13 protein-coding genes are annotated in these 10,008 nt (G+C 66.6%); 11 read left to right on the top strand and 2 right to left on the bottom strand.

The window, feature by feature from the left end:
* The first annotated feature begins 51 nt into the window (after window positions 1–51).
* Both Y694_RS16805 and Y694_RS24430 read left to right on the top strand, forming a co-directional pair.
* Window positions 52–1,359 (top strand): GTP pyrophosphokinase family protein, encoded by a 1,308-nt coding sequence (locus tag Y694_RS16805; RefSeq protein WP_036234592.1) that lies wholly within the window; start codon window positions 52–54, stop codon window positions 1,357–1,359.
* Between the two features lie 93 nt (window positions 1,360–1,452).
* Window positions 1,453–1,596 (top strand): hypothetical protein, encoded by a 144-nt coding sequence (locus Y694_RS24430; RefSeq protein ID WP_155935849.1) that lies wholly within the window; start codon window positions 1,453–1,455, stop codon window positions 1,594–1,596.
* Between the two features lie 156 nt (window positions 1,597–1,752).
* Here the strand turns inward: Y694_RS24430 and Y694_RS16800 are convergent, their stop codons facing one another.
* Window positions 1,753–2,142, bottom strand: coding sequence for a hypothetical protein (locus Y694_RS16800; RefSeq protein WP_051495850.1), 390 nt, complete (start codon window positions 2,140–2,142; stop codon window positions 1,753–1,755).
* Window positions 2,143–2,453: 311 nt separating this feature from the next.
* Entirely contained in the window at window positions 2,454–2,894 is a 441-nt protein-coding gene (locus tag Y694_RS16795) for a hypothetical protein (RefSeq protein ID WP_011827985.1), read from the bottom strand.
* A 244-nt stretch (window positions 2,895–3,138) separates the two neighbouring features.
* Between Y694_RS16795 and Y694_RS16790 the strand changes: the two genes are divergently transcribed.
* The 9 genes from Y694_RS16790 to Y694_RS16750 all read left to right on the top strand — a co-directional run.
* Window positions 3,139–3,513: a hypothetical protein gene (locus Y694_RS16790; RefSeq protein ID WP_036234590.1), complete on the top strand. Its 375-nt coding sequence runs from the start codon at window positions 3,139–3,141 to the stop codon at window positions 3,511–3,513.
* Window positions 3,514–3,624: 111 nt separating this feature from the next.
* Complete coding sequence (locus Y694_RS16785; RefSeq protein ID WP_036234586.1) at window positions 3,625–4,074, top strand: hypothetical protein; 450 nt, start codon at window positions 3,625–3,627, stop codon at window positions 4,072–4,074.
* Between the two features lie 187 nt (window positions 4,075–4,261).
* Window positions 4,262–4,807 (top strand): hypothetical protein, encoded by a 546-nt coding sequence (locus Y694_RS16780; RefSeq protein WP_036234584.1) that lies wholly within the window; start codon window positions 4,262–4,264, stop codon window positions 4,805–4,807.
* 67 nt (window positions 4,808–4,874) lie between these two features.
* Window positions 4,875–5,363, top strand: a complete 489-nt coding sequence (locus tag Y694_RS16775) for a hypothetical protein (RefSeq protein WP_011827989.1) — start codon at window positions 4,875–4,877, stop codon at window positions 5,361–5,363.
* A 25-nt stretch (window positions 5,364–5,388) separates the two neighbouring features.
* Window positions 5,389–5,892 carry an SMI1/KNR4 family protein gene (locus Y694_RS16770; RefSeq protein ID WP_036234581.1) on the top strand — a complete coding sequence of 168 codons (504 nt, stop codon included), beginning with the start codon at window positions 5,389–5,391 and terminating at the stop codon, window positions 5,890–5,892.
* A gap of 92 nt (window positions 5,893–5,984) precedes the next feature.
* Complete coding sequence (locus Y694_RS16765) at window positions 5,985–6,440, top strand: hypothetical protein (protein WP_011827991.1); 456 nt, start codon at window positions 5,985–5,987, stop codon at window positions 6,438–6,440.
* A 62-nt stretch (window positions 6,441–6,502) separates the two neighbouring features.
* Window positions 6,503–6,970, top strand: coding sequence for a DM13 domain-containing protein (locus tag Y694_RS16760; protein WP_011827992.1), 468 nt, complete (start codon window positions 6,503–6,505; stop codon window positions 6,968–6,970).
* A 202-nt stretch (window positions 6,971–7,172) separates the two neighbouring features.
* Window positions 7,173–8,804 carry an NAD(P)/FAD-dependent oxidoreductase gene (locus Y694_RS16755; RefSeq protein WP_036234578.1) on the top strand — a complete coding sequence of 544 codons (1,632 nt, stop codon included), beginning with the start codon at window positions 7,173–7,175 and terminating at the stop codon, window positions 8,802–8,804.
* Between the two features lie 18 nt (window positions 8,805–8,822).
* The coding region (locus Y694_RS16750; protein ID WP_036234566.1) for a serine hydrolase at window positions 8,823–10,008 on the top strand (1,186 nt) is incomplete at its 3' end.

The raw sequence follows: 10,008 nt of genomic DNA, 5'->3' as shown, positions 1-10,008 counted from the left end.
CCTTAGGCACCCGAAACACGCAAGTCCGACATCACTCGCAGGAGCAAGGCCTTGGACCTCATAGGTCAGTTCATCTCCCGGTATCGGAAAGAGTACGATTTCTACGAGCAAGCCTGCCGTATGGCCGCGCAGGTACTTGACTCCTACTTACAGTCGGCTGGCGTGCGCGCCATCGTGACTTCGCGCGCAAAGAACCCGATTCGGCTTGAGACTAAGGTAAGGCAGCGTGCGAAGTCGCATCCCTTTGCCTCTGTCGAAGACATCTACGAAGACATCGTTGACCTGGCTGGAGTCCGGGTCGCTCTCTACTTCCCAGCTGAGCGAAGCGAAGTCGGTCGAATCATCCGCACACTGTTTGTGCCCGTCGCCGATCCAAAGGAATTCCCGACAGCGTCGAAGCCGACTTACGAGAAGCGCTTCTCTGGCTACTGGGCCACTCACTACCGAGTCCGCCTGCCGGAGTCACTGCTCAACGAGTCGCAAAAGAGGTATGCCGAAGCTCGCGTTGAGATTCAGGTTGCATCAGTGCTCATGCACGCGTGGTCCGAGGTAGAGCACGATCTCGTCTACAAGCCGCTTCAGGGAACACTCTCGGAGGACGAGTACGCGATTCTTGATGAACTGAACGGGCTTGTGCTTGCTGGTGAGATTGCGCTAGAGAGACTGCAGCGCGCCGGTGAAGCGCGAGTCTCCGTTCACGATCGCGAGTACACCAACCACTACGACTTGGCGTCGTCGTTGCTTGAGATGTCACGCGCCAAGCTCGCGGGCCTAGACATACACGATTCGGCTATTGGCAGAGTGGACCTGCTCTTTCAATTTCTTCAAGATCTTGGTCTGAACAAGCCTGAAGATTTAGCACGATACGTTGATGCGCTGCACGGAGACTTTGAGAAGCGGCCACTGGCAGAGCAAGTGATCGACCAGGTACTTGCCGAAGACACGTCTCGATATGCTGTGTACGAGAATGTGCGCGCACTCGATGTTCCCGCTCTGTCCGTCGCGTCGAGTGATGCACCCAGGGCCTCGCAAAGCGAGGCGATTGGGCAGTTCATGGCGTTGTGGATTGACTACGAGCGCATGCTGCGGTCGGTCGCGGCGACAAAGGGCTACAAGAGCATTGGCATGCCGTCTCCGAGAGTTTTGTCGGAAATTTCGGAATTCCCACCCGATCTCGTCCAATCAGCCGAGCGCCTACGGCGCTTCCGCAATCTACTTGTCCATGGCATCGAAGTACCGGACGCAGGCTACATTCAGGCTCAAATGACTGACCTGAAGAAACTCGTCGGGCTTATGCAGGCAGCGCTAAAGCCTCCAAAGAAGCCGACGCACAAGTCTGCAAGAAAGACACCTAAGTAGTCATTCGCTGCGCGGGTGCCTAACCCCTCGCTCGGGCGGACCTGGAGCTTGTATCGGTTTCGTTGACACTCCGACCTAATGAAGGAGTGATCGATGGGAATGCCCGGGCCACAGCAGATCAATCGATACGGCGTGGCCATCAAGCTCGAGGCAGTTCAGATGAGCGACCAGCCCGGCGTGTTGATCAAGGATGTCGCCGAGTCGCCGTGCATCCACCCGTTCATCGTCGGTCGTTGAACCAAGCACCCCATTGCAGCGAGGCCAGCTCCACGGCCCCCTTGGTCCACGGCGCTCGGCGATGGATCAGTTCGGCTGTGGAGCCCGTAGATCGTCTCGGCCGACCGGCCATGCCGCCTGCCGATGTGGCTTCGAAAGCAGAGCGCAATGCACCGATCAGCCGCGACCGAAGCTCGTGTCGAGTTCGCCGGCCTTGCGCGCACGCTCGTACTCCATCTGCACCTCGGCGCGGGTCTTCGTCGAGACCGGCGCCTTCACGGGGAGCGCGCGTTCGAATCCGATGCTGATCTCGCCGGCGGCGCGCGCGCGCAGGTACTCGGCCGTCACTTCGGCGCGCGTCAGCGTCGAAGCCGTGTGCTTGGCAGCGGTTGCGGCAGGAAACCCTTCGTGGTCCAGTTCGCCGGCGGCGCGAGCGCGCAGGTACTCGGCAACGACATCGGCACGCGAGAGGGCGGTGCCCATGCCGGCGTGGTCCATCGTGGTCATCGCCTGGGCGGTGCCCATGAATGACAACGCAACGAAGGCCAGAGTGGTCAGCTTGTTCATGATGAATGTTCCTTGGTGAGTGGGTTCGTGTCGTGTGGCAGCGCCCACCGCGGCCACAGGGTTCTGTCGTGGCCGCACCGAAATCATTACCACCATATTTCTTCGAGGCTGCGTAAGGTTTCGGTGGTTCGGAGCGACGGGCGGCTGCCGGCGCTGGGTTCACCACCCGCCTCACATTCGTCAGATGCAGAGGGCACCTCGCCAGCCAGCTCGAATCACGAGGGTTTCGTGGTCCGGCCTGCTGTTTCATCACGCTCAAGCGCAGCGCGTCGATCTGTCGGACCGCGCGCGGCGGCCTCGGTCGCCAGGCTTCATTTCACGTCGATGGTGGCTCGCATCCCAGCTTCCGTGTGCGTCCGCGTCGACATCACGTCTTCGAAGCGTCCTGTCCTCACCGGAAGGAACCACCACTCCACGACGCTGCCAGGCTTCAGCTCGACTCGCCGAACCGGCCCATACACCTCCGCCACCGCCTTCGCATCTGGCCCGAGTACCACCACCTTGCGCGAGTACACGGCATCCGCCAGTCCCTGCGAGCCAAAGTAGTACTCGTTGGCACTCGGGTTCTCCAGGCGCAGCACGTAAAGCTTTCCGGTCTCCAGCGTCAGCGAGTCCGGGCTGAAGCGATGCTCACCCTTCGCGTTCCCAAGCACCATCGTCACCCGGGTGGGTTCCTGTCGTGTCAGGTCGCCGGCGCCATAAGCGCTTGCGCATGCCAGGGCCAATGCCAGCGCGAGACCCGTCGTCTTCATCGTTGTCTCCTCGAGTGTCCAAGTCGGTCGCCATGCTGCCGGTTCGGTGGGCACCGACCCCGGCTTCTCGAACCTGATTCAACTCTATCGGACTGAAGCAGTTGAACGGGTGCTTTCTGTCGCTGGCGCGCCGTCGTGGGTGTCCTTCTTGTCGATGCGGCCTGCCAGAATGTCGTGCGTCAGGCCCCCGGTCCCGCCTATGCAGCCCACCGCTCATTCCCTCAAGCGTCCTGCTCGCCGGGTCATGCTCGCCTTGCTCACGGTCATCGTGGCCGCGTGCACCACAGCCATGTACGACGGTGCGCCGCGCCCGGACGGTGAACTGGCCACGCTGGTCGGTGATCGCATGTACCTCGTGTCGGTCGATGGCAAACCCGTTCCCTACAGCGGCGGAAACTTCGCAACCATCAAGGTCTTGCCTGGGCAACGCACCATCACCGCGCGACTCAACGACGCGGGGCCGCATCACACAGTCACCTCGAACGCGGAACCCCCTGTCACGTTCAGCGCCGTGGCAGGCAGGCGCTACGCGATTCAGCCGCAGTTCGTTGAACGTCAACGGTGGTATCCGCAGGTCATCGACGTGCACACCGGGGAGGTTGTGGGGCGAGCCGACTAGCTCGGCTCTCCCCCGATTTCCGGGACGCGTCGAGACACGCTGTGGACAGGAGAGCGCCATGAGCCGGACAAGAACGCGCTTCACAGTCGAGTTCGAACCTTCGGCGTCGTCATGAAGCGCCGCACCTTCCTTGCTGTCACCTCGGTGGCGATGTCGGCACATGCGCAGCTCCGCTCGCCTGCGCAGTGGCTGGAGCCTGACGCCACGCCACGGATCGGCTCGGAGGCCTACGGAGCCAACGGTCCGCTTCGCGTCTGGCTGGTCGCCATGCCCATGCCGCTCTGGCGGGACTGGTGGAACCTGCTGCCGGTGGTGTCCGAAGCGCCACGGCTGGTCGACGGCCTCGTCCAGAGCTACCGGGCCGATGACGAGATCGCGCTCTCGGTGCTGGTCGCCGGTGCGCTGCGCGACGATGCACGCAAGCGCAGGCTCGTCGCGAGCCTTTCCGCTGTCGGGCCCGACGGCCGTACCCATCCCCCGATGCGGCAGGACTATTTCTGGGAAGCATGCCGTTCAATCGCGCCAACAGCGTTGGCATCCTCGAGCCGGTCCTCAGCATGAGCGATCTGCTGGGCCGCTCCGCGGGGACCTGGACGCTGCAGCTGGAGCTCACCGACACGCTTGCCTCGGTGAGCGTCGCCGTGTCTCAGAAGGTGGAGGTGGGGGCATGATGCCGAGCGCTCGGCGCGAGCGGCGCCGGGGCCTGTCCCGGTTTCTCCGACACTCCGACCCGTCGAAGGAGTGACCGATGCGCAAGCCCAGTTTCCTCGCCGTACTGCTGTTCGCCCTCACCGCCGGCGCGCAGGCCGCTCCGCCTGGCGAGTTCGCCGGCGTGAACCCCAAGGATCTGCAGCCGTCCCCGGAGGCCGGAGCGGTGGACCTCGCCGAACGCCTGGTCTGGACCCGCAGCGCCAGGAACACCGAACTCGGCGTGCTGCCCGGCAAGTACACCGCCCATGGGCAGGACGCCCAGGGCCGGTACTTCCTGGCCACCAGCCCCGCCTTCGCCTTCTACATGCGCTCGGTCCGCGGCCAGTACCTGCTGGCCCGTGGCGGCGTTCTCCTGCCACACGCGCCGACGGCGCGTGCCCGCTTCTTCTTCGTCCAGGACGACCGCGTGAAGACCGGCAAGACCCTCGAGGAGGCCATGGCCCACACGCCGGACGAGCCTGCTGCGGTGCCCCTGCTCGACGCGCTGCTCAACTGGGCGAGCCAGGGGCACCTGGTGGCCCTGGCCGAGATCGACGACGACGCGCTGAACGAACGGTTGCGCGCTGCCTTCGCCGCCCGGTAGCCGCCGCTGCGCGCGGCAGCTCTGCAATCATCCCGGTCCGCTGCTTCCCCTTCTTCGTGCCGACACCATGCTGCAACTCGCCAAGACGCTTTCTGCACCGGTTGCCGCCGCCCTGCTGGCCGGCTGCGCCTTTCATCAGGCGCCCTACGTTGCGCACGAGCCCGGTCTCGCGCCCAGCGAAACCAGCGTGTTCTCGGTGATCACCGAGAACGCGGCCAGGAACGGCGCGCTGGAGATCACGCATGTGGACGGCAAGCCCACCGCCTGTGCCCAGGCGGGGTGTCCGGTGTGGGTGCGGGTCAAGCCCGGCACGCACGCGTTCGGCCTGCGGTTCAACGGCGACTACAAGCTCGCCGGTGCCTTCATCCGGTGGCAGACCGCGGTGCTGTCGGTCGAGGTGCCGGACATGCAGGCGCGGCACGTCTACCTCGGCCGGCAGGTGCTCTCGAACGACCGCGTGGCCGTGCAGCTGCAAGACCTGGGCGAGCGGCCCGACCATGGCCTCTCCCTGGGCCTGGAAGGCGCCAACCGGAAGTACCACCCGGTCACCTTCTAGCCGTCGTCGGCTGGAGTCCATCGCCATGCCTGCCCCCAGCACCGAAGACACCGCGGCATTTGCGGCCGTGCTCGCCCGGCTCGACACCGCTCTCCCGCCGCAGGTGTGCGCCACCCTGCGGCCGCCGGCGCGCGCAGAAGACCTGGCCGCGCTGGCCGCCCTGCTGCCAGAGGGCGCCAGGCTTCCGGCCGACCTTCAGGCACTGCTCGCCTGGCACGACGGCCAGTCCTGGAACGCGCCTCTCAGCACGAAGAACAATCGCCGCCTGCTGTCGGCTGGCGAGATCCGGAGCGAACTGGCCTACTTTTCCGATCCCCGCTCCGATGTCATGGCGCCGTGGAGCGCGTCGTGGCTGCCGGTTCTCACCAACGATGCCGGTGACTTCGTGGTGCTGGAGACGGTGGGCCCGCAGGCGGGCTGCCTGCGGCTCTACTGGCACGACGATCCCTCGCGCAGCGTGGCCCATCCCTCACTGCTGAAGTGGGCGGAAGCCCTGCTCGGCGAGCACCTGCCGCCGCCCGCAGGCTGAGCGGCTCGGCATTCGCGACGAGTTGGGGATGGCGGCCGGGTCGTCGGCGCGGTCCCATGCAGCCCTGACGGCACATTCCCGGGAGTCCACGCATGCAGTCCCTGCTCAGCAGTTTGCTGGTTACGTTGGCGTTGGTGTTCGTCGCCGCGCCCGCCGCCGCCAACCCGCCGCTCACCCCGTCCGCCGTGGTGGGCCCGTGGAAGAAGCTGTCGCACACCGTCGTGCTCGACGGCCGGTCGATGGACTCGCACGCCGCGCTGCTGCAGCAGCGGCCGTGCGCGGCGCAGGTGGTCTACGAGATCCACGCCGACGGCCGCTACCGGCTCGACGCCAGCGGCAGCCACTGCGACGACAAGTACAAGCGCATGCAGGAGAAGCTCTACGCCAAGACGCAGTGGAAGCTCGAAGGCCAGAAGTTCACCACCTCGGCCACGAACTTCGCCGTCGGGCAGAGCTACAACGTCAGCGTTGCGGGGCAGCGCATGACCTGGGTCGGCACCGAAGGGCAGGGCACGCTGGTGTTCGAGAGGGTGAACCCGGCGAAGTAGCGGCCGTCGCGCGCGGGGCCTCAGGCTGTAAGCCCCGGCCCCCTCGCTGCGACTGAACCGCCATGAAACGCACCGTGCTCCTGGTCTCCCATCTCCTGGCGCTGGCCATCGGGTTCGCGCTGGGCATCTACGCGCTGCCCATCCTGGTGGCGCCCAGCGCGCTGGCGCCGAAGGACATCGAAGCGCTGATGGGGCCTGCGCAGTGGACGGCGCAGTTCCGTCGTGAGCTGAAGGACAGCGACGCGCTGCACTGGGGCGAGGGCATGGTGTTCGTCGGCCCCCGGAGCATCAGCCTGCTGGGCAGGTTGGCGCCGGGGCCCGACTACAAGCTCTATCTGTCGCCGGAGTTCGTGGAGACCGAAGCCGACTTCCAGCGTCTCAAGCCGCAGATGCTGCGGGTCGGCGACGTCAAGACGTTCGAGAACTTCCTGGTGCCGGTGCCGCAGGGCGTGGATCCGTCCCGGTTCAACACGGTCATCGTGTGGTGCGAGGCCTTCGGCCAGTTCATCACCGCGGCGAAGTACCGCTGACGGGTCGTTTCCCTGGCCGCCGTCGTGCCTGTCCTATTTGTCGGACACGCTGTCCGAGGGTGGGCGCGCGGCGGCGGCGCCGAGCCGGCCTGCAGGCCCTGATCGCGCCGTCGATCGAGGGTGAACCCTCAGGAATCCGTGGGCCGGCCGTGGTCCGTGAATTGCGATCTGCCCCGGCAAATCGCGAACCCCCGGAGACCCCATGGCTGCCTATTCGAACCCCAACGCCCCCGTCACGCGACTCGATGCCGTCGTCATCGGCGCCGGTGTGGCGGGCCTGTACCAGTTGCACAAGCTGCGCGAGCTCGGCCTGAATGTGCGCGCCTACGAAACCGGTTCCGGCGTCGGCGGCACCTGGTACTGGAACCGCTACCCCGGCGCCCGCTTCGACTCGCAGGCCGAGATCTACCAGTACTGGTTCTCGGAGGACCTGTACAAGGCCTGGAAGCCGACCGAGCGCTTCCCGGCGCAGCCGGAAACCGAGAGCTGGCTGAACTGGGTGGCCGACCGGCTGGACCTGCGCAAGGACATCCGCTTCGGCGCACGCATCGACTCCGCCCACTACGACGACACCACCGGCCGCTGGAGCCTCGTCACGCAGCAGGGCGAGACCATCGACACGCAGTACCTGGTGTGCTGCATGGGCATGCTGTCGGCGCCGCTGACCAACCGCTTCCACGGGCAGTCCAGCTTCAAGGGGCAGATCCACCACACAGCGCTGTGGCCCAAGGAGGGTGTGGACCTGAAGGGCAAGCGCGTGGCGGTGGTGGGTGTGGGCGCCACCGGCATCCAGGTCATCCAGTCCATCGCGCCCGAGGTGGCCGAACTGAAGGTGTTCGTGCGCACGCCGCAGTACATGATCCCGATGCGCAACCCGAAGTACGGCGAGAAGGAGTGGGCCGACTTCGCCGCGCGCTTCCATGAGCTGAAGGCGCGCGTGCGCGGCACCTTCGCCGGCTTCGACTACGACTTCGACGCCGGGCCCTGGGCCGACAAGACGCCGGCCGAGCGCGAGGCCGTGCTGCAGGGCCTGTGGGAGGACGGCTCGCTGTCGATGTGGCTCGCCTCCTTCCCGGAGATGTTCTTCGACGAGTCGGTGAGCTTCGAGGTGTCGGAGTTCGTGCGCCGCAAGATGCGCGAGCGGCTGGGCAACGACCCCGCGCTGTGCGAGCTGCTGATCCCCACCGACTACGGCTTCGGCACGCACCGCGTGCCGCTGGAGAGCGGCTACCTGGAGGTCTACCTGCGCGACAACGTGGAGGGCGTGAACTGCCGGGCCACGCCGATCGAGCGCATCGTGCCCGAGGGCATCCAGACCTCCGATGGCAAGGTGCACGAGGTCGACGTGATCATCCTCGCGGTGGGCTTCGACGCCGGCTCCGGCGCGCTGACGCGCATGGACATCCGCGGCCGCGGCGGTCGCTCGCTGAAGCAGGAGTGGAGCAAGGAGATCCGCACCGCCATGGGCATGCAGATCCACGGCTACCCCAATCTGTTCAGCACCGCCTCGCCGCTGGCGCCCACCGCGGCGCTGTGCAACATGCCCACCTGCCTGCAGGCGCAGGTGGAGTGGGTCACCGATTGCATTGCCTATGCGCGCGCCACCGGCAAGAAGGTGGTCGAGCCGACCCGCGAGTTCGAGGAGTCCTGGGTGCGGCACCACGACGAGGTGGCCAACCGCACGCTGCTGGTGAAGACCGACTCCTGGTACATGGGCTCCAACGTCGAGGGCAAGCCGCGGCGGCTGCTGTCCTATGCCGGCGGCGTGGGCAACTACCACCGGCAGTGCGACGAGCAGGCGGCCATGGGCTACCCCGGCTTCGCCATGCGCTGAGCGCCAGGGAGACCCGCCATGAACAAGGACAGGCTGGGCAGCGCGCTCGACGCGCTGCTGGATCGCAGCGTGCTGCAACCAGGCGGCGTGCCCGGCGTGGTGGCCATGGCCACCGACCGCAAGGCCGACGTCTACCGCGGCGCGGCCGGCGTGCTGCAGCTGGGCCAGGACGCGCCGATGTCGACCGACAGCGTGTTCGCCATCTTCTCCACCACCAAGCCGCTGACCGCCACGCTGGTGATGCAGCTGGTGGAGGAGGGGCGGCTCGGCCTCGACGACGAGGCCGGCCGCTACGCGCCGGAGATCGACGAACTGCAGGTGCTCGACGGCTTCGATGCGGCCGGGCAGCCGCGGCTGCGCGCGCCCAGGCGCCGGATCACGGTGCGCGACCTGATGCTGCACACCTCGGGCCTGTGCTACGAGTTCTTCAGCGCCGACGACCTGAAGTTCCGCGCCGCGCGCGGCATTCCCACCGTGGTGTCGTGCAGCTTCGACTCGATCCGCACGGTGCTGCTGCACGACCCCGGCGAGGCCTGGACCTACGGCGTCAACATCGACTGGCTGGGCCGCATCGTGGAAAAGCTGCGCGGCGACCGGCTGGGCCACGTGATGCGCGAGCGGCTGTTCGACCCGCTGGGCATGGAGGAGATCGGCTTCGGGATGTCGGATGACATGCAGCCGCGGCGCGCCGTCATCCATGCGCGTGCCGACGATGGCACGCTCACGCCGCTGCCCGACCTGAAGCTGCCCGACCCGCCGCCGATGGACATGGGCGGCCAGGGCCTGTACGCGACGGTGGGCGAGTACATGAAGTTCATCCGCATGCTGCTCAACGACGGCAGCGGCCCCTTCGGCCGCGTGCTGAGGCCGGAGACGGTGGACGCGCTGGCGCAGGACGGGCTGAAGGCCCTGGGCCTGTCGGCGGGTGGGTGGACCACGTCGATCCCCTCGCTGGCCAACACCGGCGAGTTCCTGCCCGGCACCGACAAGGGCTGGGCCTACAGCTTCATGACCAACCGGGAGCGCGCGCCCACCGGCCGCAGCGCCGGTTCGCTGATGTGGGCGGGCCTGGCCAACTGCTTCTTCTGGGCCGACCGCCGGGCCGGCATCGGCGGCTACTGGGCCACGCAGATCCTGCCGCTGATGGACGCCGCGTCCTACCCGGGCTTCGTGGAGTTCGAGACCACCGTCTACCAGCACCGCA

Source organism: Methylibium sp. T29-B (assembly GCF_000576225.1).
In the GTDB taxonomy this organism is placed as follows: domain Bacteria; phylum Pseudomonadota; class Gammaproteobacteria; order Burkholderiales; family Burkholderiaceae_C; genus Methylibium; species Methylibium petroleiphilum.
The sequence above is the reverse complement of the archived record's forward strand: the minus strand, read 5'-3'. Positions and strand labels throughout refer to the sequence as shown.